Raw genomic sequence first — 20,248 nt, 5'->3', positions numbered from 1 at the left:
CCGTGAGGGTGCGATGTCTCGTACCACTCGTCGCATGCCTGGTCAGCGCAGGTACGGGTGGAACGGTGATGTCGAGACGACTCGTTGCGGGCTGCTCACCCGTCCCCGAGCTGACCTGCGCAGGGACGAGTGATGCGGGTCGAGTCGGGTCAGACTGCGGTGCCGGGCAGCAGCCCGGCCGTCGGCACGGCGGGCGGGTCCGCGGGCTTCGGCTCGGGGCAGTATCGGGCCCACGTGTCGAGGAATTGGTTGCGCGCGAAGCCCTTGGCCTGAGTGCCGTCGGGGAAGCGGCGATTGGCGGAGCCAATCCCGTACGGCTTCAGCAGCAGCTGCAGGCCGCGCGGGGTCAGCCCGCTCGCCGTACTCCGCCCACGGGGCTTCTTTGTCCGCGTTGAGCGACTCCAGCAGAAGCCTCGTGCTCAGCACAGCCGGATCCCCGACGGCGGCGAAGGCCCGACGGATACCGACCAGGAGACGGGTGCGCAGACCACCCTCCTCGTCCTGGCCGGCCTCGTAGTCGGTCAGCGTGCGGCAGGCGGTACGGGCGAGCGCGGGCCAGTCGCCCCCGGCGAGATCGGCAACGATGACCAGCGGTTCCCACGTGTCCGCCGCACGGTCCTCGACCGGCATCGGCGGCTCCGTCTCCATGGCCAGCGTGTATAGCGGCTCGAGCCAGGCGCGGAGGCGGTCGCGGACCGCGTTCAGGGCAGGGGTGTCCCGGCCGGTACGGAAGGACGCCACCTTCTCGCCCGCCGCACGACGGCGCATCCGGATCACCACCGCACGGTCCATGATCGTGTCCGGCAGGTCACCGATCCCCGCCAGTGCGGCCATGGCGAAGGTGGGGAACTCCTGCACCTGGTGCTCGGGCCCGGATACCCGCAGCGTCGGCCGGCCACGCTGATGCCCGGCATTGATCAGGCCGCGCACCTCCTCGTTCTTCTCCGCCGCCTTGCCGGTGGCGAACATGGTGTCGGCCTCGTCGACCAGCAGAGTCGGCGGATCCTCCCCGTCTATCGACCGGAAGATCGCCGCCGCGCTCGCGTTTACCGTGATCAGCCGGTTGTGCACCGTCTCGGTCACCACATCCAGCAGCCGCGACTTACCGCATCGCTTCTCCGGCGCGACGATCGCCAGACGCGGCGCGTGCTGCCACGCACGCTGCAGATGCGTCGCCGCGACCCACAAGGCCACCGCCGTGACGGCCTCCTCGCTCGGCATCGCCACGTATCGCTTGAGCTGAGCCCGCAGGTCGTCCAAGACCTGCGCTCCTGCGCTCGGCGGTGGTGCCGAGGCCGCCTCGTCACCCTCCTCATCTGCCGGCGGCTCAGTGGAGCCAGCCGGCTGGCCGGGCACAGCGACAGGGGGCCACGAGGTGCCGGAGCCGTCGGGAAGGGATGGCGTATTCGGCTGGGGATCGGTCATACTGGGCATCAGCTCCTCTGCTTGCGGGCCATATGGGACGGCAATCCCGGTCTCCGCAGGTTGATCGCTAGGGATGGCGGTTGAGAGGTTTGCGCTTGAGCCCCCGGCATTGCCGGGGGCTTCTTTCATGTGACGTGCGGGCGTGCGGACTCCTGAGGTCAGTGGGGTGGGATGCCACCACTGTGCCACATGAATTGCAGATTGCAGAAGTGTTTTGCATCTCGCAGTGGCGATGCTACTGTTTAGGCTGTGCTGCAAACCGCAGTGCATCGCTACGAACGGAAGGAGGTGCTAGTGGCAGAGGAAGAACCCTCCGAGGGCGTCCTACTCAGCGGCGAGGCGAACGTCGCGACCCGCATCAGGGTGGAGCGCGAGGCGCGCGGCTGGAGCACCAACGCCCTGTCCGACCGGCTCAACGAGGCCGGCTTCGAGATGAACCCGTCCGCGGTCTGGCGGATCGAGAACGGCAAGCGCCGCATCAACCTCGACGACGCCATCGGCTTTGCCGAGGTCCTCGGCATCGACCTGCGCAATCTCGTCGGGCCCCCGCAGCTGGCGGCCAAGGCCCGCGCCATGGAGCTGATCGACGAAGTCGTGGACGCGTTCCGCGCGACCCAGAGAGCCAACATGGCCTTCACGGAGACGCGCGACGCGCTCGACGCTTACCTCGCAGAGCACCCCGACATCCGCGAGGAAGCCGACCTCATGGTCCAGAGCGCCATCGCGGAGGCGGCCAACAAGACCATGCTGAAGATGCACGGCCCTCCGCCTGGCGAGCACGCCGACGCCAGCTCCGCCGACGAGTCGTAGCGTCCCGTTCCCACTCCCGTCCTGGGCCCGCAAACCCCCAGCACGGGCGTCTCACCCTCATCCCTAGCGATCGACCGGCAGGCCGGCGTTGCCGCGCCCATACCCGCCACGGCCTGAAGAGGACCCACTCCTTGCACCAACCCGCGATACCCCCTGCCTCCGCACCGACCCTGCACACCGAGGCTGTCCTGCCCCGCCTGTACGTCCCCGAGGAAGTCGCCGCTGCCCTCGGCTGCTCCGCCTGGTGGGTCAAGGACCGCGCCCGCCGGCGCCTGATCCCGTTCACGCGCGTCGGTCGCGCCTACCGCTTCACCGGCGAGCACCTCGCGGAGATCATCCGCATGCACGAGGCCCGCCCCGCGCTCCCGCAGAAGCGGGCGGCAACGCTTCCAGCCCCCGAGTCCCCTGCTCCCCAACCGCCTTCGCCGTTCGCCGCTACCAAGACTCCCTTGCGGGCCCGGCCGCCACGCCGAGCCCGCCAGAGCCAGTTCGGGACCGCGGCCTAGCACGACGACGGGAAGGGGAGGGATACATGGGCTTCGGCGAGAAGCGCGGAAACTACTGGCGCGCCCGCTACAAGATCGCGCCCGGCAAGCACCTCACCGTCGTCGGTGAGGATGGCAAGCCGATCAAGTTCGCCACCAAGGGCGAGGCCCAGCGGGCCGCGAGCGAGGCCGAGAACAAGTACCGGCGCGGCGACTGGCGCGACCCGGCACTCGGCCAGGAGACCTTCGGCGAGTACGCGAACCGCTGGTACGCCGCTCAGGACTTGGCGGCTTCGACCATGCAGAACTACCGGCGCCACATCGAGGAGCATCTGCTCCCCGACTTCGAGGAGAAGGCGCTCGTGGGGATCCTGCGTACGGACGTCGAGCTGTGGGAGAAGAAGGAGCGGGCGGCCTATGCGGCTTCCAGCGTCAAGACCTGGCGCTCGACGCTCCATCTGATCTTTGAGGACGCGATCGACGAGGGCCTGCTCACGTCCAACCCGGCGGCCAGGCGTCGTGGCCGGGGCAAGCGCGCCGGCCGTTCCCGTGACCGCGGCCCGGAGAAGGTCGTCACCGACGCGCTCGGCATCCTGCTGACCGCCGAGCGGGCGGCCCTGCTCTCCGGTCGCGACGACGAATTCGTCGCCACGGTCCTCAAGGGCTACACCGGCAAGCGCTGGGGCGAAATTGTCGGCTTGGAAACGGAGTTCGTCCGCCCCGGCGCCTTCCGTGTCGAGTGGCAGCTGTACGAGCTGGACACGGGCGAGCTGGTCCGCTGCCCACCCAAGGACGACAGCTACCGCACCATCGACTCGATGGACTGGCTGTCCGCCCTGGTCTTCAACCACATTGCCCGCACGAAGCCGACCCCCTGCCCTTGTCACGGCAGGACGTACGTCTTCCGAGGGCAGGGCACCGCCCGTACTGGAGGCCACCAGGGCGCCAAGCTCGTCGACGTGGCCCGCCGTGCCGAGGTCTCCACGGGGACGGTCTCCAACGTCCTCAACCACCCCGACCGCGTACGCGAGGACACCCGCGTACGCGTCGAACTCGCCATCGCAGAGCTCGGGTTCATGCGGGGCGGTGCCACTTCGGAGCACGCGGCCCACTGGCGCCGCAACGGCTTCGCCACCTGGCTGTTCACCCCGGCAGTCTCCGGCTGGTACCCGAAAAAGGTGCCCCAGGAGGCCCGCCCAGTGCCGATCCTGGGCGAGCCGTGGCCGGGAATCCCGGCCCGAGGCCGAGGCGCTGCTGCTCGGGCGGACGCCTGCTGGCTCCCGATCGCCAAGGGCCTCACACCCCACGGCCTCCGCCACACGCACCGCACGATGATGGAGGACCTCGGCACCGAGAAGGTCCTCATGGATGAACGCATGGGCCACATCGACGGCTCGGTCTCGGCGCGCTACGCCCACGTCACGCCCGGCATGCGCAAGCGCCTCATGGCTGGCCTGACCCAGCAGTGGGAAGCGGCACTCGATGCCCGTCTCGCGATGTGCCCCACGTCGCCGGTGCGCGCGCTCAACGATCTTCTGCGCGCACGAGCGGTAGCACTCCGATAGCTCCGCTCTGCCCCCCCGCAGCGTTTGCTGCGGGGGGCAGAGCGGACCGCAGCGCATACGACGAAGACGGCTGATTCTGTCCCTTTTCGGGACAAGCGCGCTGTCCCGAAAAGGGACAGGCAAGGAGCGACAACCGTCGCCCGTCTCAGTCGGTCGATGGCCGGCTCATGACTGGATGATTGGCTCCCAGTACTTCAGGCGCCGAACACTGCTTGGTATGCGCTCTGTCCGGCCCCGAGGAGCATGGTCAGTCCAGGAGTAGCCGTACCGATTGCGGTGAGGGTCGCGTTCAGTCGATCAAATGCGGCCCGCACACGCCCCGGTTCGGCCTCGTCGGAGGCGGCAGCTTCTTCCAGCACCTCTGCGTCCAGAATCAACTGGCCCTGCTCCTCCTCGGTGACGCCCAGGCGCGGCGCGAACTGCCGGACCTGTTGGGCGAACTCGGCGAGCTTGGATGCGTCCAGGCCGAAGGAGTTGTTCTGTACGACGTGCTGCTGCGAGCCGGCAACGAAGCCGTGGGAGTCGCTGATGTTGTAGGTGTCGCCGCCGGTCGGTTGACGGCTCAGAAAGTCATTCACGGTGCCTCCAGCGAGTACGCAGCGAGTGCCTTGTGCCGTGATCAGGACTGCGACCTCGGCGTCTGAGACCACTCGCTCCACAAGAGCGTGCTCACGCAGGTAGTCGAGCGCGCTGAGAACTTCTACTTCGGTCAGGGGGTCCCCGGCGAAGCTGCACAACGGGTCTTCCAGAAAGGCCAACGCCGGAACCGAGGCTTGCCGTCCGCCCACGCGTAGGACCCAGCGCAACAACACATCGCAGGCGTGCCCGAAGCGTTCGACTGTGTCGGTGCGCAGAGCGAGCAGGCGGCGCGCTTCCAGGAGGCCGTCGTCCGTGGGGAACACCTCGGAGAGTCCGCCGGCGAGACTTCGCGCGATCTTGACGAGCCCGAGCTTCTCGAGTTGCAGCGCCATGTTGTCGCTGTCGTCTTCCGGTAGACCTTCGCTCCGCGCGAAGACCTGCACGTCTACGTAGTGGCTCGGATTCTGCTGGACCGACTCGTACAGCCAGAGCAACAAGCGGGACAGCTGCGGGTCGCTTTCGAGGCCGCTGGCACTCGCGAGGGTGAGCATGCCCATGGACGGCGGGTCGACCTCGACGGGGATGCGTACGGGGTGCTTACGGTTGGCCCGCTCGAACTCCTTGACGATCTCTTTCTGCATCTTCGCGATCGCGCGCTTGTCGATCTTGAACCCGGCCAATCCGGCCTCCTATAGGACGGTGCTGGTTCAAGGCTAGACGTGGCCACTGACAGTGAGCCCGAGTTTCCGTCCGAAGGATCTGTTGCCCTGAGGTTGTCGCCAGGCGGTCGGCTGGGGAGCCCGATCCCGAAGTCGGCTCCCAAATGGCTCCCAAATTGGCCCCCGAACGCAGATCAGGCCCGGCACTGATTTCTCAGTACCGGGCCTGACCTGGTGTTTCACCTGTCGGGGTGGCGGGATTTGAACCCACGACCTCTTCGTCCCGAACGAAGCGCGCTGCCAAGCTGCGCTACACCCCGAAGCAACGAGCTCTACTTTAGCGGACCGATGGCCGGAGACGAAATCCGGTTCTCGGGGCCTCGCAGGTGGGGGCGGATGCGGTCGAGGAGGAAGAGGACCAGGGCGAGGACGTAGAAGGCCAGAGCGAAGATCACGGTGTTGCCGAGGACGCCTCCGTAGCCGTTGATGTCGACGTCCAGGAAGGGGTAGGGGTAGCGGGCCTCGGTGCCGGGGGAGAGGAGGGCGCCGCGGATGAGGGCGAAGGGGAGGTAGAGGAGGGGGTAGACGAGCCACTGCCAGGCGAACGCGGGGCGGAACCGGCCCGGCGTCGTGAGCAGGAGCCAGTCGAGGGTGACCGCGATGGGGGTGACCGTGTGCAGCAGCTGGGTGGCCGTGGTCTGCCACTCGGAGGGGGCGTGGGCGTCCCCGGCCATCGCGAAGCCGCTGGAGCTGTTGGTCAGGACGAAGTGGTAGACCAGCCCCGTAATCGCTATATAGAGGAGAGCCGCCCCCGTGACGCGCGCCGAGAGCGGCGGCCGCGCCGACCACGCCCGGTGTGCGGCCGCCAGCATGACGACCGCGACCACCGCGTTGGACTGGATCGTGAAGTAGCTGAGCACCCGCGGCACGTCGCCGATCGCGCAGTCGATCACGATGCCGGTGATCGCCGCCAGAGCGATGAGCACCCGGAAGACGGCCACGAGGGGGCGGCGCCCGGCCGGGACGACCGCCGAGGCGGGTACGCCCGCGGCGCTGACCGCGCTGAGCCGCGCGTGGGAGGAGGACGGATCGATCATGTCCCCACCGTACGGGCGGGCGCTCTCCTCCGGAGGAAGTCGCCCAGTTCCGTGCGGTCGGCCTGCGGTCGGCTGTCGGTCAGCGCGCGGTAAGTGTGAGGAGCGTCGCCTCGGGCGGGCAGTTGAAACGGACCGGCGTGTACCGGTTCGTGCCGCACCCCGCCGACACATGGAGGAACGACTCATGGCCGCCGGCCCGGTGCCGGGACAGCCCCTTGACCCGCTTCGTGTCCAGGTCGCAGTTGGTGACCAGCGCCCCGTAGAACGGCACGCACAGCTGGCCCCCGTGCGTGTGCCCGGCCAGGACGAGCGGGTAGCGGTCCGCCGTGAACGCGTCCAGCACCCGCAGGTACGGGGCGTGCACCACCGCCAGCGACAGGTCCGCCGATGTGTCCGGGCCGCCCGCCACCTCGCTGTAGCGGTCCCGCTTGATGTGCGGATCGTCGAGGCCGGTGAGGGCGATCTCACACCCGTCGACCTTCAGCCGGCCCCGCGTGTTCGTCAGGCCGACCCACCCCGCCGCGTCGAAGCCGTCGCGCAGCTGCTCCCACGGGTTGTGCACCGCGCCCTCGACCGGCTTGTTGCCGTTCAGGCCGTGCTGCTTCCGCGCCTTCTCCAGCAGATAGCGGGCGGGGTTGCGCAGCTTCGGTCCGTAGTAGTCGTTCGAGCCGAAGACGTACGCGCCGGGGAACTCCATCAGCGGCCCGAGCGCGTCCAGCGCCTCCGGCACGCCCTCCGGGTCGGAGAGGTTGTCCCCCGTGTTGATCACGAAGTCCGGACGCAGCCCCGCCAGCGACTGGAGCCAGCGCTGTTTTTTGCGCTGCCCGCTGACCATGTGGATGTCGGAGACCTGCAGTACGCGCAGCGGCCGCCGGCCGCGTGGCAGTACTGGGACGGTGACCCGTCGAAGACGGAAGGAACGGGCCTCGATGCCTGCGGCGTAGGCCACGCCGGCCGCGCCGACCGCCGTGATTCCCGCCGTGATGCCCAGGGGTACTCCGTATCGCGCGCGCATAACGCCTATCGTCGCAGACCGGCGGCCAGGGAGAAATCTTCGGGTGATTCCCGGCGCTTGCTGGCATAGTCAAGGACATGACCACGCTCAAGTCCCAGCTGCAGGACGACCTCACCGCCTCGATCAGGGCGCGCGACGAGCTGCGCTCCTCCACCCTCCGGCTCACCCTCACCGCGATCACCAAGGAGGAGGTCTCCGGCGAGTCCGCCCGCGAGCTCTCCGACGACGAGGTGCTGAAGGTGATCACGCGCGAGGCGAAGAAGCGGCGTGAGGCGGCGGAGGCGTTCGCGCAGGGCGGCCGGGCCGAGTCCGCGGAGCGGGAGAAGGCGGAGGGCGAGCTCCTCGCCGAGTACCTTCCCCAGCAGCTGTCCGACCTGGAGCTGGAGTCGCTGGTCGCCGCCGCCGTCGCGGAGGCGTCCGGCCACGGCGCCGAGGGGCCGCGCGCGATGGGTGCGGTCATGAAGATCGTGAACCCGCAGGTGGCGGGCCGGGCCGAGGGCGGCCGCGTCGCCGCGATGGTCAAGAAGCTGCTCGCGGGCTGAGGGCGGGAAGGGTGACGGCGGGAAGGGTGACCGCGGGACGGCTGACCGCGGTGTCCGCCCGCTGGTAGCGGGGCGGCTGACCGCGATGCCCGCGCCGCCTGCCGGCGGGACGCCCGCAGCCTCGTGCGACAGCGAAGACGAAGAAGGGGCGCCCGGACCAGGATGGTCCGGGCGTCCCTTCTTCGCGGCCGCATTCCTGCTGCCTACCTGTTCACCGGCCTGCTCACTGGCCCATCAGGTCCGCCGGGTCCGGCAAGTCGCCGAACGGGTCGTGCTTGCCCTTGCCCTTGCCGCCGTGCTTCTTCCCCTTGCCCTTTCCGTCGTCCCCGCCGTCGGAGCCCTTGTCCTTCCCCGAACCGGCGATCGGGACGGTCGTGAACTTGTCCGCCGGCTTCCCGGAGAGGGCTCCGGAGACCGCGTCCTTCCAGATGGGCGCGGGGCCGTCGGCGCCGTACACCTTGTCGTACGTCTTGCCGCCGAAGGTGACGCCGTTCTGCATCTGGACCTGGTGCTGCGGGTCGCCGAGCCAGACCGCGCCCGACATGTTGGGCGTGTAGCCCACGTACCACGCCGAGTACCGGTTGTCGGTGGTACCCGTCTTGCCCGCGCTGTCCCGCCCGTCGGTCAGGCCCGCCGCCTTGCCCGTACCGTCGTCGACGACGCCCTTGAGCATCGTGTTGATCGTGTCGGCGGTCTTCGGCGACATGGCCTGGGTGCAGGCGCCCTGCGGCACCGGCAGCTGCTTGCCATTGGCGTCGGTGACCGCTTCGAGCGCGGTCGGCGTGCAGTACTTGCCGCGGGACGCGAAGGCGGCGTACGCGGCGGACATGTTGAGCGGCGACGCCTCGTTCACGCCGAGGGTGTACGACCCGCCGAGGCCCCAGGCGGTGCCGCCCGCGCGCTTGGTCATGCCGAGCTTGTTGACCATCTTCGTCACGTTGCACAGGCCGGTGTCGGCCTCCAGCGAGACGAAGTAGGTGTTGATCGACTTCTTCAGCGCCTCCGGCATGGAGTACGGGCCGACCTCGTCCTTGCTCTCGTTCGGCACCGAGGCGTTGCTGGCGTAGCTACGGCCCTGGCAGTCGGAGACGGTCGGGTACGGCATCCGGTTCGGCGAGGCGTACGACTGGGAGTTGTCGATGCCGTTCTCCAACGCGGCCGCCGCGGTGAAGGGCTTGAACGTCGAACCCGGCAGATATCCCGCGCCGCCGCCCATGTTGCGGTCGACGGAGAGGTTGATCTGCGTCTGGTTCTTCCCGAAGCCGTACGGGCGCGACTGGCCCATCCCGCGGATCTTGCCCGTGCCCGGCTCGACCAGGGTGATGGCGCTGGCCACCGGGTCGGCCGCGTACACGTGGCTGCTGATCCCGGTCTGCACCGACTTCTGGGCCTGCGGGTCCAGCGTCGTACGGACCGTCATGCCGCCCTGGTTCCAGCGCTTGGCCCGGTCCTCCTTCGTCTTGCCGAAGGTCTCGTCCCGCAGGAAGACCTCGCGGACGTAGTCGCAGAAGAAGCCCGCGCCGCTCACAGCGGTGATGCAGCCGTTCTTGGGCCGCTTGACCTTGAGCTTGATCGGCTTCTTCTTCGCCGCCTCGGCCTCGGCCGGAGTGACGTCGTGCAGTTCGGCCATCCGCTGGAGCACGGTGTTGCGGCGCTTGGTCGCCTCTTGCCTGTCGTTGACCGGGTCGTAGCGGGTGGGTGACTGGACGATGCCGGCCAGCAGGGCGGATTCGTCCAGGGTGAGGTCCTTGGCGTGCTTGCTGAAGTAGCGCTGGGCGGCTGCCTCGACGCCGTACGCCTGCTCACCGAAGAAGGTGATGTTCAGATAGTTGTTGAGGATCCGCTTCTTGCCGAGCTCCTGCTCGACCTGGATCGCGTACTTCAGCTCCTTGACCTTGCGGCCGATCGTCTGCTGAGTGGCCTGGGCGACCTTGTCGGGGTCGTCGCCGGCCTCCTCGATGAAGACGTTCTTCACATACTGCTGGGTGAGGGTGGAGGCACCCTCGGATACGCCGCCGGACTGCGCGTTCTTGTTGACGGCGCGGAGCACGCCCTTGAGGTCGATCGCCCCGTGCTCGTAGAAGCGCGCGTCCTCGATCGCTACGAGCGCCTTCTGCATATAGGGCGAGATGTCCTTGAGCGGTACGACGGTGCGGTCGCGGGAGTAGACCTTCGCGATCTCGCCGCCCTGGTTGTCGAGGATCGTGGTGCGCTGACTCAGCGGCGGGGTCTTGAGGTTGGACGGGATCTCGTCGAAGCCCTCGACCGAGCCTTTGGCCGCCAGGCCGAAGGCGCCGAAGGCCGGCAGCGCGAGACCTGCCAGCACCGCTCCGGAGAGCACGCTGACACCGAGGAATTTCGCGGCCTGCTGGGTCGTCGTGAGACCCCCGCCCGAGCGCTTCTTAGCCATGGGGGGCAGCCTACGTTCTCATTCGCCGGACAGACGCCCAGGTGTTCGCCTACGCTTCATTCACGCCAGTCACTGCGGTGCGGTTCCGGACCATCCTCCTCAGCACTCAGTCGAGTGCCGAGCCGTGCCCGACTTCAGCCCATGTGTCACATGGTGCCCACTGCGCCCCGACTGAATCACCCCGAGTTGACGGCTTTGTCGATGATGTCGTCGGCTCACTCCGTTGGGTGATCTGCCGCATACGCATAGTCCGTTCGGGCCATTCAAGATTGGGCCCGCAGGGGGTGTTGCACCCTGTCCGCCTTCCGTAACGTCCTCAACTGGCAACGGTGAATATGCCGCTGCCGCCGTGGGGGAGCCTCGATTCGGGAGAGGACGGCGCCAGCATGAGCTGGGTAACCGACTGGAGTGCACAAGCAGCATGCCGCACCACCGATCCGGATGAGCTATTCGTTCAAGGCGCGGCACAGAACAGGGCCAAAGCGGTCTGCACCGGTTGCCCGGTGCGCACCGAGTGCCTGGCCGACGCCCTGGACAACCGTGTCGAGTTCGGCGTGTGGGGCGGTATGACCGAGCGGGAGCGGAGGGCGCTGCTGCGTCGTCGGCCGACGGTCACCTCTTGGCGGAGGCTTCTGGAGACCGCCCGTACGGAATACGAGCGCAGTACGGGCATCCTGCCCATCGACGACGAGGAGTACGAGAACTACGCCGCGGCGGGGTGAGCCGGCGCGGAGATGACGGAAGACGACGGGCGGCGGCATCGCCGCCTCGTGAGCAAACGCGATCGCGACCGCGGAAGTACGCGGGAACGAAGACGTACGAGAGCGTGCGGCAGCACTCAGGAGCGCGCAGTGGTACGCGGGAACGCATCAGGGGCAGCGGCTCATACCGCCCGCGCACGGCACGCCCGCGCTCGGCATGCGCGGCCCCATCGCGTATGTACCGCCGCGCCGCGCGGACCGGTCGCTAGAGCTCGGCTCGGTCGCGTCCGTACGGGCATCCGCAGGGACGCCCGTCTGCGGGGCCTCTACCTGCGGGGCCTCTGCCTGTGGGGCCTCCGTTTATGAGTCGCCCGTTGATGAGTCGTCCGTTTGCGAGCCCCCTGTTTGTGAGTCCTTCGTTCGCGAAGAGGTGGACGGAGACGCGGGCTGGGCCGCCAAGCGCTCGCCGACCGTGCGCAGACCGGCCAAGTCGTGCACATCGCCGGGCAGCGCGGCCACTTCCGCCACCGGCACCTCGGGATGCAGCGTGGTGAAGCGGTCACGCGTACGGCGCTCGCGGGCGAGCACCCGCATCCGCTCGGCGTGCAGCCGCAGCAGACGGGCGGCGAGTTGTTCCGGGGTGGCCTCGACGGTGCCGGCCGCCTCGGCGGTAGGGGTGGGGTCGGTAACGGATGCGGTGCTGTCCTGTGAGCCCTCAGTGGCGGTGGGGGAGCCGCTGGCGCGGGCTGACGGGCTGCCCATACGAGGCTTCCCCGACTCACGATCCACAATGCCGGAACCGGCAAGATTTTCTGCGTAATCGGATGTCGTGTCCGCTGAAGCGCCCGCGGAGCCGTCCGTGAGGGCTTCAGCGGCGGCCAGCGCACGCTCCGCCGACAGTTGGGCGGCGCCGCTGCCGTGCACCCGGTTCAGTACGAGCCCGGCCAGCGGCATCCGGTCGGCGGCCAGCCGCTCGATGAAGTACGCCGCCTCGCGCAGCGCGTCCCGCTCCGGGGCGGCGACGACGAGAAACGCCGTGCCGGGCGCCTGGAGCAGGCGGTACGTGGCGTCCGCGCGGGTGCGGAAGCCGCCGAACATCGTGTCCATCGCCGCGACGAAGGTCTGCACGTCGCGCAGCAACTGCGCGCCCATCAGCTTGTTCAGCGGTCCGCTCATCACCGACATGCCCACGCCGAGGAACTTCATCCCCGCGCGGCCGCCGATCTTCGCCGGGGCCATCAGCACCTTGATGAACTTGCCGTCCAGGAACGACCCGAGGCGGCTCGGCGCGTCCAGGAAGTCCAGCGCGGAGCGGCTCGGCGGGGTGTCGACGATGATCAGGTCCCACTCGTCGCGGGCGCGCAGCTGACCGAGCTTCTCCATGGCCATGTACTCCTGCGTACCGGCGAACCCGGCCGACAGGGACTGGTAGAAGGGGTTCTCCAGGATCGCTCGGGACCGCTCCTTGTCGGAGTGCGCCTCGACGATCTCGTCGAAGGTCCGCTTCATGTCCAGCATCATGGCGTGCAGTTCGCCGCCCGCGCTGCCGTCGACGCCCTCGACCCTGCGCGGCACGTTGTCCAGCTCCTGGATGCCCATCGACTGCGCGAGCCTGCGCGCCGGGTCGATGGTGAGGACGACGACCTTCCGGCCGCGCTCCGCGGCCCGTACCCCCAGCGCGGCCGCCGTCGTCGTCTTGCCGACGCCGCCGGAGCCGCAGCACACCACGATCCGGGTCGCCGGGTCGTCCAGGACCGGGTCCATCTCCAGCCGGTAGGTGTCCGCCAGGCCGTTCATGAGGCCACCCCTTGCTTCCGCAGTCCGCGGGCCATGCGGTAGAGCCCCGCCAAGTCCACGCCGTCGCCGAGCAGTTCGAGTTCGTACGTCGGCAGGTCGAGTCCGGATATCTCCGCTCGCCCGCTGCGCTCCAGGGCCACCCGCTCGGTGTGCTCGCGGGCCTCTTCCAGCAGCGGGTCGATCAGGCGGTCGGCGTGGCCGCCGCGCTGGGCGCCGCCGAGGCCGGCCCGGGAGAGGGCCTTGGCGACGGCCGGCCGCTGCCCGTTCGCGACCACGTCCACGGCCGTCTCGTCGAGCAGCGCGGGCCGCACCATGTTGATGACGACGCCGCCCACCGGGAGCTTCGCGGCCCGCAGCTCCGCCACCCCGTCCACCGTCTCCTGGACGGGCATCTCCTCCAGCAGCGTCACCAGGTGGACCGCGGTCTCGGCGGACTTCAGGACGCGCATCACGGCCTGTGCCTGATTGTGTATGGGGCCGATCCTGGCGAGCCCCGCCACCTCGTCGTTGACGTTGAGGAAGCGGGTGATGCGCCCGGTCGGCGGGGCGTCCATGACGACGTGGTCGTAGATGAAGCGCCCGCTCTTGTCCTTGCGGCGGACCGCCTCGCACGCCTTGCCGGTCAGGAGCACGTCCCGCAGCCCGGGCGCGATGGTCGTGGCGAAGTCGATCGCGCCGAGCTTCTTCAGGGCCCGCCCCGCGCCGCCGAGCTTGTAGAACATCTGGAGGTAGTCGAGGAGCGCGAGCTCCGCGTCGATGGCGAGCGCGTGCACCTCACCACCGCCCGGGGCCACCGCGATCTTCCGCTCCGCGTACGGCAGCGCCTGGGTCTCGAAGAGCTGCGCGATCCCCTGCCTGCCTTCGACCTCCACCAGCAGGGTGCGTTTTCCCTCGGCGGCGAGGGCGAGCGCGAGGGCGGCGGCGACCGTGGTCTTACCGGTGCCGCCCTTGCCGCTGACGACGTGGAACCTGCTCATGTTTTGGAGCCTAACCAGTCGGGCCCCGGAGTACGCACGAGGCGGGGGGAGAGAGGCATTACAGTCGCACCATGACCAAGTGGGAATACGCGACCGTGCCGCTGCTCGTACACGCGACCAAGCAGATTCTGGACACCTGGGGCGAGGACGGCTGGGAGCTCGTCCAGGTCGTGCCCGGGCCGAACAACCCCGAGCAGTTGGTGGCCTACCTGAAGCGGGAGAAGCAGGCATGAGCGTCGTCGAGGACAAGCTGCGCTCCCTCGGCCTGAACCTGCCGGAGGTCGTGCCACCGCTGGCCGCGTACCAGCCGGCCGTACGGTCCGGTGGCTACGTGCACACGTCCGGGCAGCTCCCGATGGTCGAGGGCAAGCTGCCGCTGACCGGCAAGGTCGGCGCGGACCTCACGGCGGAGCAGGCGAAGGAGCTGGCGCGTACCTGCGCGCTCAACGCGCTCGCCGCCGTGAAATCGGTCACGGGCGACCTCGACAAGATCGTGCGTGTGGTGAAGGTCGTGGGCTTCGTCGCCTCGGCCACGGACTTCACCGGCCAGCCGGGCGTCGTCAATGGTGCGAGCGAGCTCCTCGGTGAGGTGCTGGGCGAGGCCGGGGTGCATGCGCGCAGCGCCGTCGGCGTGGCGGTCCTGCCGATGGACGCGCCGGTCGAGGTTGAGATCGTGGTGGAGGTCCAGGACTAGGACCGCGCCGCAGGGGGTGATTCGGGGCGCTGCCCCGGACCCCGCTCCTCTGTCGCGGACTCCGGCCTTCCGCTCGGACTCCGGCCTTCCGCTCGGACTCCGGCCCTCCAATCGGACCCTGGCCCTCCGCTCGGGCCCCGGCCCTCCGCTCGGGCCCCGCTCCTCTGTCGCGGACTCCGGCCCTCTGCCCGGGCCCTGCGCCTCTGCCGCGGACCCCGGCCCTCCGCCGCCGGACGGGCCGAATTCGGCGGACGCCGATCGCCGCGCACCGGCCCGGTCGAATCGGGCGGGACAGGCCACTGCCCTCAAGCGCCAGATGGCCCCGGATGCCCGGATGCCCGGATGCCCGGATGCCCGGATGCCCGGATGCCCGGATGCCCGGATGTGGCGGGCGTAGGCCCCAGTTGCGCGAGAACGCTCGTCCTCCTGCCGAGTCCAACGCGGCCTCGGCCAGTTTCACCGGCCTGCACTCACCGTCCCTGCACTCGCCGGCCCCGTACTCACTGGCCCGTACTCACCGAGCCTGGGACGCGGATCCGCCCGCCGCCGTACCGGCCAGCCGCCGCCCATGAGGGGTTTCGGCTGGTGTGACGCCCATAGGCGCCGGCCCCGATGAGTCTGGCCCCCTCGAACATCGGCCCGTGAGCGCATAGCATCCGGCCATGTCGTCCTCGACCAATGGCCAGTGGTACCCGCCGGAGTGGCCGGACCGCATCCGTGCCCTCTCGAACGGGGAGTTGACGCCCGCCGTGCCGCGGCGGGCGGCGACCGTGCTGCTGCTGCGGGACGCCGGGTCCGGCGCGGCCGGCGGTATCTCCGTGTACATGCTGCGCAGACGCGCCTCCATGGCCTTCGCCGGAGGCGCGTACGCCTATCCGGGCGGCTCCGTGGATCCGCGGGACGAGCGGCCCGTGGCCTGGGCGGGGCCCTCGCGGGCGCGGTGGGCCGAGCGGGTGGGGACCGATGAGGCGACCGCGCAGGCGATCGTCTGCGCCGCGGTCCGGGAGACGTTCGAGGAGTCGGGCGTCCTCCTCGCGGGCCCGTCCCCGGACACCGTCGTCCGCGACACCACGGGTGACGACTGGGAGGCGGACCGCGCGGCCCTCGTCGCCCGCGACCTGTCCTTCGCCGACTTCCTCGAACGCCGCGGCCTCGTCCTCCGCTCCGACCTGCTCGGCGCGTGGGCGCGCTGGATCACCCCGGAGTTCGAGCCGCGCCGCTACGACACCTGGTTCTTCGTGGCCGCCCTGCCGCGGGGGCAGCGCACCCGCAACGCCTCGACCGAGGCGGACCGCACCGTATGGAGCGGCCCGGCCGAGGCCGCCGCGGGGTACGACCGCGGCGACCTGCTGATGATGCCGCCGACCGTCTCCACCCTGCGCTCCCTGGTGCCGTACGGAACGGTCGCCGAGGCGCTGGAATCCGCGGCGGAACGCGATCTCGCGCCCGTACTCGCGCGGGCCCGCCTGGAAGGGGACGAACTGGTGCTGAGCTGGCCGGGGCACGACGAGTTCACCAAACGCATCGATTCACATGAAATCGATCCACATGAAGCCGAAGGGCGCGCGCGGATCGGCGGCACGGACGACAACACCTCCACGGGGGCCTGATCATGACCTATGCGGCAGAGCTTCCCGGCCGACCGCGCGACGGTGTCATCGGCGGTCCGGCCACCGACCGCGCCGTCTGCGTACTGGCGCCCAACCCGTCCGCGATGACGCTCGACGGCACCAACACCTGGCTGATCTCCGAACCCGACTCCGACCTCGCCGTCGCCGTCGACCCCGGCCCGCTGGACGAGGGGCACCTGGCGAACGTCATCGCCACCGCCGAGCGCGCCGGCAAGCGCGTCGCGCTCACCCTCCTCACCCACGGCCACCCCGACCACGCGGACGGCGCGGCGCGCTTCGCCGAGCTGACCGGTACGCACGTACGCGCCCTGGACCCGGCGCTGTGCCTCGGCGACGAGGGGCTGGGCGAGGGCGACGTCATCACGACGGGCGGCCTGGAGATGCGCGTCGTGCCCGCCCCGGGCCACACCGCGGACTCCCTCTGCTTCCACCTCCCGGCCGATTCCGCCGTGTTGACGGGCGATACGGTCCTGGGGCGCGGGACGACCATGGTCGCCCACCCGGACGGGCGGCTCGGCGACTACCTGGACTCGCTGCGGCGGCTGCGGTCGCTGGCCGTCGACGACGGCGTCCAGACGGTGCTGCCGGGGCACGGGCCGGTGCTGAACGACGCCCGCGGCGTCGTCGAGTTCTATCTGGCCCATCGCGCGAAGCGGCTCGCCCAGGTGGAGACGGCCGTCGAGGACGGCTACCGGACGCCGTCGGAGGTCGTCGCCCACGTCTACGCGGACGTGGACCGCACGCTGTGGCCGGCGGCCGAGCTGTCGGTACGGGCCCAGATGGACTATCTCGATGAGCACGGGCTGCTCTGATACGGCGCGGGCGCGGTCGAGGTGGTGCGCGGCCGAGGCGGTGCGCGGGCCCGTGACGACGGTGCGCTTCTGCTGCGCAGCGATCCGGGCGGCCGCCGAATGGCGGACCACGAGGCCCGGCAGGGCCCCTGGGGCGCGGCCGGTGGCCTCCGCCGTCCCCTGGCCGCGCTCACGGGCGTCCTGGCGCTGCTGAGGCGCTGTACGGCACGTTCAGGCATCAGCGAAGGGCCCGCCGGAGATCCGGCGGGCCCTTCGTACGTTCTGGGGCTCGGGGCGCCGTTACGGCCGAGTGACCGCCGCACCGTCGCGGCCACACGGCTGGGCGGGCCGGGCCCGTACGGCCCGTACGTACCTGTCGGCACGCGACTGTACGGCTAGGACGCCCGTAACGCCCGTACGCCCGTATGGCTCAGCGCGAGCGCTTGGCCAGCCGCTCCACGTCCAGCAGGATCACGGCGCGCGCCTCCAGGCGCAGCCAGCCGCGGCCGGCGAAGTCGGCGAGGGCCTTGTTGACCGTCTCCCGGGAGGCGCCGACGAGCTGTGCCAGTTCCTCCTGGGTGAGGTCGTGCACCACGTGGATGCCCTCCTCGGACTGCACGCCGAAGCGGCGCGACAGGTCGAGGAGCGCCTTCGCCACGCGCCCGGGGACGTCGGAGAAGACGAGGTCGGACATCGAGTCATTGGTCCGGCGCAGGCGGCGGGCGACGGCGCGCAGCAGGGCGGTGGCCACCTCCGGCCGGGCGTTGAGCCAGGGCTGGAGGTCGCCGTGGCCCAGGCCGAGGAGCTTGACCTCGGTGAGGGCGCTGGCGGTGGCGGTGCGCGGTCCCGGGTCGAACAGGGACAGCTCGCCGATCAGCTCGCCGGGGCCGAGGACGGCCAGCATGTTCTCCCGGCCGTCGGGGGAGGTGCGGTGGAGCTTCACCTTCCCCTCGGTGACCACGTAAAGCCGGTCTCCGGGGTCCCCCTCGTGGAACAGGGCGTCACCCCTCGCGAGGGTGACTTCACCCATGGAGGCGCGCAGCTCAGCGGCCTGCTCGTCATCGAGCGCCGCGAAAAGCGGGGCGCGCCGCAGAACGTCGTCCACGAGATCTCTCCTTGTCGGCATGCACAGAGGACCGTGGTCCCCATCATGCCGGACGATAAAACAGTGCGATCAATCACAAGTTTGACGCACCGGCGTCCCGGACCGTACGGCAGGGGTCCGATTGGGCTGTGGATTCGCTGCGGTCGGGGCGGATGTCAGTGCTGGGCTTTAGTCTGGCCGAGTGTCCAATACGCCGGTGAGAGCACAGGGAAAGGGCCCCGGGGGTCCCCCCGACAAAGGTACGGGGAGGGCGGCCGCGCCCCGCGATTCCGCCCTGGGCGAACGTACGCCCGAGAAGAAGACGAGAGCGGCTGCCAAGAGCAAACCGCCCGAGAGCGGAAGTGGCAAGCCGCGCGCGGGCGAGTCGCGGCTCGCGCTGGTGCGCCGAGCGCGCCGTATCAACCGCGAGCTCGCCGAGATCTACCCGTACGCCCACCCCGAGCTCGACTTCGAGAACAGCTTTGAGCTCCTGGTCGCCACGGTTCTCTCCGCCCAGACCACCGACCTGCGGGTCAACCAGACCACCCCTGCCCTCTTCGCCGCCTACCCGACGCCCGAGGACATGGCGGCGGCGGACCCCGAGGCGCTGGAGCAGCTGATCCGGCCGACCGGGTTCTTCCGCGCCAAGGCGAAGTCGCTGCTCGGCCTGTCGGCGGCGCTGCGCGACAACTTCGGCGGCGAGGTGCCGGGCCGTCTGGAGGACCTGGTCACGCTGCCGGGCGTCGGCCGCAAGACCGCCAATGTCGTCCTGGGCAATGCCTTCGGCGTGCCGGGCATCACCGTGGACACGCATTTCGGCCGGCTCGTGCGGCGCTGGAAATGGACGGACGAGACGGACCCGGAGAAGGTCGAGGCCGTCGTCTGCGACCTCTTCCCGAAGAGCGAGTGGACGATGCTCTCGCACCGCGTCGTCTTCCACGGCCGCCGCGTCTGCCATTCGCGCAAGCCCGCCTGCGGAGCCTGCCCGATCGCGCCTCTCTGCCCGTCGTACGGCGAGGGCGAGACGGACCCGGAGAAGGCCAAGGAACTGTTGAAATACGAAATGGGCGGCCGGCCGGGGCAGCGGCTCAAGCCCCCGGCCGACTATCCGGGCAAGCCGGCCCCGCCGCTGGGCGCCGCTGTGGAGGTCGAGTGACGAGTACGTACGGTGGCGCGGCAGTCGTCAGCACCCAGGGGCTGCCGCAGTGGCTGATGCCCGTGGCGCGGGCGGCCGAGACGATCGAACCGCGGCAGCTCAGCCGGTTTCTGCCGCCGGAGACGGGCGGTCGGCAGTCGGCCGTACTCGTCCTCTTCGGCGACGGCGACGGCGACCGCGGCAGTGGCGGCGACCGCGACAGTGACGGCAGCGGCAGCGGCAGCGGCAGCGGCGACAGCGACGCTGCCGAAGAGCGCGACAGCGGTCAGGGCGCGCGCGGCCCCGTGCTGCTGCTCACCGAGCGGGCGGGCAGCCTGCGTTCGCACGCCGGACAGCCCTCTTTCCCCGGTGGCGCCCTCGATCCGGAGGACGGCGATCCGGGCGGCGAGGGGCCGCTGCGCGCGGCCTTGCGCGAGGCGCAGGAGGAGACCGGCCTCGACCCGTCCGGCGTCCAGGTCTTCGGCGTGCTGCCACAGCTCTACATCCCGGTGAGCGGCTTCGTGGTGACGCCCGTGCTCGGCTGGTGGCGCGAACCCAGCCCCGTCATGCCGGTCGACCCGCGCGAGACGGCGCGGGTGTTCGCGGTGCCGGTCGCCGAGCTCACGGACCCCGCCAACCGGGCCACGACCGTGCACCCGAGCGGCCACCGCGGCCCGTCCTTCCACGTCGCCGACACCCTCGTCTGGGGGTTCACGGCCAGCGTCATCGACCGGATCCTGCACTACTCCGGCTGGGAGCTGCCCTGGGACCGGGAGAAGCGGGTGCCGCTCGACGGGCGTGCGTGAGACGGTGACCCAGCACGGCGCCCCGACGCCCGTACAGCGGGGCGG

18 protein-coding genes, 1 tRNA gene and 1 pseudogene are annotated in these 20,248 nt (G+C 70.1%); 11 read left to right on the top strand and 9 right to left on the bottom strand.

Annotated elements, in window-relative coordinates; translation table 11 throughout:
- Nucleotides 1-149: 149 nt before the first annotated feature.
- Nucleotides 150-1,425: pseudogene (locus AC07AB_RS00630) on the bottom strand (DUF3631 domain-containing protein).
- Nucleotides 1,426-1,719: 294 nt separating this feature from the next.
- On the opposite strand from AC07AB_RS00630, the gene AC07AB_RS00625 reads away from it, so the two are divergent.
- The 3 genes from AC07AB_RS00625 (at nucleotide 1,720) to AC07AB_RS00615 (ending at nucleotide 4,285) form a co-directional block, all read left to right on the top strand.
- Nucleotides 1,720-2,235, top strand: coding sequence for a helix-turn-helix domain-containing protein (locus AC07AB_RS00625; protein WP_478557768.1), 516 nt, complete (start codon nucleotides 1,720-1,722; stop codon nucleotides 2,233-2,235).
- Between the two features lie 131 nt (nucleotides 2,236-2,366).
- Nucleotides 2,367-2,741: a helix-turn-helix domain-containing protein gene (locus AC07AB_RS00620; protein WP_478557765.1), complete on the top strand. Its 375-nt coding sequence runs from the start codon at nucleotides 2,367-2,369 to the stop codon at nucleotides 2,739-2,741.
- A 26-nt stretch (nucleotides 2,742-2,767) separates the two neighbouring features.
- On the top strand, nucleotides 2,768-4,285 hold the full coding sequence (locus tag AC07AB_RS00615; protein WP_478557762.1) for a LacI family DNA-binding transcriptional regulator: 1,518 nt from the start codon (nucleotides 2,768-2,770) through the stop codon (nucleotides 4,283-4,285).
- Between the two features lie 194 nt (nucleotides 4,286-4,479).
- Here AC07AB_RS00615 and AC07AB_RS00610 read toward each other — a convergent pair whose 3' ends face one another.
- From AC07AB_RS00610 to AC07AB_RS00595, 4 genes are all read right to left on the bottom strand, one after another.
- Entirely contained in the window at nucleotides 4,480-5,544 is a 1,065-nt protein-coding gene (locus AC07AB_RS00610; protein WP_478557759.1) for a hypothetical protein, read from the bottom strand.
- Nucleotides 5,545-5,769: 225 nt separating this feature from the next.
- A tRNA-Pro gene (locus AC07AB_RS00605) sits at nucleotides 5,770-5,843 on the bottom strand.
- 12 nt (nucleotides 5,844-5,855) lie between these two features.
- Nucleotides 5,856-6,620 carry a Pr6Pr family membrane protein gene (locus AC07AB_RS00600; RefSeq protein WP_478557756.1) on the bottom strand — a complete coding sequence of 255 codons (765 nt, stop codon included), beginning with the start codon at nucleotides 6,618-6,620 and terminating at the stop codon, nucleotides 5,856-5,858.
- Between the two features lie 79 nt (nucleotides 6,621-6,699).
- Nucleotides 6,700-7,635, bottom strand: a complete 936-nt coding sequence (locus AC07AB_RS00595) for a metallophosphoesterase (RefSeq protein WP_478557753.1) — start codon at nucleotides 7,633-7,635, stop codon at nucleotides 6,700-6,702.
- A gap of 77 nt (nucleotides 7,636-7,712) precedes the next feature.
- Here AC07AB_RS00595 and AC07AB_RS00590 point away from each other — a divergent pair, with 77 nt between their 5' ends.
- The gene (locus AC07AB_RS00590; protein ID WP_478557750.1) at nucleotides 7,713-8,177 is read left to right on the top strand and encodes a GatB/YqeY domain-containing protein; all 465 of its coding nucleotides are present in this window, start codon (nucleotides 7,713-7,715) and stop codon (nucleotides 8,175-8,177) included.
- Nucleotides 8,178-8,400: 223 nt separating this feature from the next.
- On the opposite strand, the gene AC07AB_RS00585 is transcribed toward AC07AB_RS00590, so the two are convergent.
- Nucleotides 8,401-10,587: a transglycosylase domain-containing protein gene (locus AC07AB_RS00585; protein WP_478557747.1), complete on the bottom strand. Its 2,187-nt coding sequence runs from the start codon at nucleotides 10,585-10,587 to the stop codon at nucleotides 8,401-8,403.
- A gap of 386 nt (nucleotides 10,588-10,973) precedes the next feature.
- Here AC07AB_RS00585 and AC07AB_RS00580 point away from each other — a divergent pair, with 386 nt between their 5' ends.
- Nucleotides 10,974-11,309 carry a WhiB family transcriptional regulator gene (locus AC07AB_RS00580; protein ID WP_037964184.1) on the top strand — a complete coding sequence of 112 codons (336 nt, stop codon included), beginning with the start codon at nucleotides 10,974-10,976 and terminating at the stop codon, nucleotides 11,307-11,309.
- Between the two features lie 339 nt (nucleotides 11,310-11,648).
- Here the strand turns inward: AC07AB_RS00580 and bagB are convergent, their stop codons facing one another.
- Nucleotides 11,649-13,085: an ATPase BagB gene (bagB, locus tag AC07AB_RS00575; RefSeq protein ID WP_478557744.1), complete on the bottom strand. Its 1,437-nt coding sequence runs from the start codon at nucleotides 13,083-13,085 to the stop codon at nucleotides 11,649-11,651.
- Entirely contained in the window at nucleotides 13,082-14,062 is a 981-nt protein-coding gene (gene bagA, locus AC07AB_RS00570; RefSeq protein WP_478557741.1) for an ATPase BagA, read from the bottom strand. The genes bagB and bagA overlap by 4 nt, the downstream gene beginning before the upstream one ends.
- 71 nt (nucleotides 14,063-14,133) lie before the next feature.
- Between bagA and AC07AB_RS00565 the strand changes: the two genes are divergently transcribed.
- The 4 genes from AC07AB_RS00565 to AC07AB_RS00550 all read left to right on the top strand — a co-directional run bounded on the left by AC07AB_RS00565 (nucleotide 14,134) and on the right by AC07AB_RS00550 (nucleotide 17,199).
- Nucleotides 14,134-14,295 carry a Sp36 family protein gene (locus AC07AB_RS00565; RefSeq protein WP_003975360.1) on the top strand — a complete coding sequence of 54 codons (162 nt, stop codon included), beginning with the start codon at nucleotides 14,134-14,136 and terminating at the stop codon, nucleotides 14,293-14,295.
- On the top strand, nucleotides 14,292-14,756 hold the full coding sequence (locus tag AC07AB_RS00560; RefSeq protein WP_478557738.1) for a RidA family protein: 465 nt from the start codon (nucleotides 14,292-14,294) through the stop codon (nucleotides 14,754-14,756). Before AC07AB_RS00565 ends, AC07AB_RS00560 begins: the two co-directional genes overlap by 4 nt.
- A gap of 662 nt (nucleotides 14,757-15,418) precedes the next feature.
- The gene (locus AC07AB_RS00555) at nucleotides 15,419-16,366 is read left to right on the top strand and encodes an NUDIX hydrolase (RefSeq protein ID WP_478557735.1); all 948 of its coding nucleotides are present in this window, start codon (nucleotides 15,419-15,421) and stop codon (nucleotides 16,364-16,366) included.
- A gap of 2 nt (nucleotides 16,367-16,368) precedes the next feature.
- Nucleotides 16,369-17,199 carry an MBL fold metallo-hydrolase gene (locus tag AC07AB_RS00550; RefSeq protein ID WP_478557732.1) on the top strand — a complete coding sequence of 277 codons (831 nt, stop codon included), beginning with the start codon at nucleotides 16,369-16,371 and terminating at the stop codon, nucleotides 17,197-17,199.
- A gap of 409 nt (nucleotides 17,200-17,608) precedes the next feature.
- Here the strand turns inward: AC07AB_RS00550 and AC07AB_RS00545 are convergent, their stop codons facing one another.
- Nucleotides 17,609-18,283 (bottom strand): Crp/Fnr family transcriptional regulator, encoded by a 675-nt coding sequence (locus tag AC07AB_RS00545; protein WP_363130200.1) that lies wholly within the window; start codon nucleotides 18,281-18,283, stop codon nucleotides 17,609-17,611.
- Nucleotides 18,284-18,557: 274 nt separating this feature from the next.
- On the opposite strand from AC07AB_RS00545, the gene nth reads away from it, so the two are divergent.
- Together nth and AC07AB_RS00535 are read left to right on the top strand one after the other, a co-directional pair.
- Nucleotides 18,558-19,418 carry an endonuclease III gene (nth, locus tag AC07AB_RS00540; RefSeq protein ID WP_478559657.1) on the top strand — a complete coding sequence of 287 codons (861 nt, stop codon included), beginning with the start codon at nucleotides 18,558-18,560 and terminating at the stop codon, nucleotides 19,416-19,418.
- 56 nt (nucleotides 19,419-19,474) lie between these two features.
- Nucleotides 19,475-20,203, top strand: coding sequence for an NUDIX hydrolase (locus AC07AB_RS00535; RefSeq protein WP_478559654.1), 729 nt, complete (start codon nucleotides 19,475-19,477; stop codon nucleotides 20,201-20,203).
- Nucleotides 20,204-20,248: the final 45 nt, after the last annotated feature.

Source organism: Streptomyces sp. NPDC044033 (assembly GCF_056434425.1).
Note: the sequence above shows the minus strand (reverse complement) of the source record. Positions and strands in the feature narration are given on the sequence as shown.

Coding starts and splice junctions, on each gene's coding strand:
- AC07AB_RS00535 (WP_478559654.1), top strand. CDS start 19,475: ATGCCCGTGGCGCGGGCGGCCGAGACGATCGAACCGCGGCAGCTCAGC.
- AC07AB_RS00550 (WP_478557732.1), top strand. CDS start 16,369: ATGACCTATGCGGCAGAGCTTCCCGGCCGACCGCGCGACGGTGTCATC.
- AC07AB_RS00615 (WP_478557762.1), top strand. CDS start 2,768: ATGGGCTTCGGCGAGAAGCGCGGAAACTACTGGCGCGCCCGCTACAAG.
- AC07AB_RS00600 (WP_478557756.1), bottom strand. CDS start 6,620: ATGATCGATCCGTCCTCCTCCCACGCGCGGCTCAGCGCGGTCAGCGCC.
- bagB (WP_478557744.1), bottom strand. CDS start 13,085: ATGAACGGCCTGGCGGACACCTACCGGCTGGAGATGGACCCGGTCCTG.
- AC07AB_RS00555 (WP_478557735.1), top strand. CDS start 15,419: ATGTCGTCCTCGACCAATGGCCAGTGGTACCCGCCGGAGTGGCCGGAC.
- AC07AB_RS00565 (WP_003975360.1), top strand. CDS start 14,134: ATGACCAAGTGGGAATACGCGACCGTGCCGCTGCTCGTACACGCGACC.
- AC07AB_RS00580 (WP_037964184.1), top strand. CDS start 10,974: ATGAGCTGGGTAACCGACTGGAGTGCACAAGCAGCATGCCGCACCACC.
- bagA (WP_478557741.1), bottom strand. CDS start 14,062: ATGAGCAGGTTCCACGTCGTCAGCGGCAAGGGCGGCACCGGTAAGACC.
- AC07AB_RS00560 (WP_478557738.1), top strand. CDS start 14,292: ATGAGCGTCGTCGAGGACAAGCTGCGCTCCCTCGGCCTGAACCTGCCG.
- AC07AB_RS00585 (WP_478557747.1), bottom strand. CDS start 10,587: ATGGCTAAGAAGCGCTCGGGCGGGGGTCTCACGACGACCCAGCAGGCC.
- AC07AB_RS00590 (WP_478557750.1), top strand. CDS start 7,713: ATGACCACGCTCAAGTCCCAGCTGCAGGACGACCTCACCGCCTCGATC.
- AC07AB_RS00595 (WP_478557753.1), bottom strand. CDS start 7,635: ATGCGCGCGCGATACGGAGTACCCCTGGGCATCACGGCGGGAATCACG.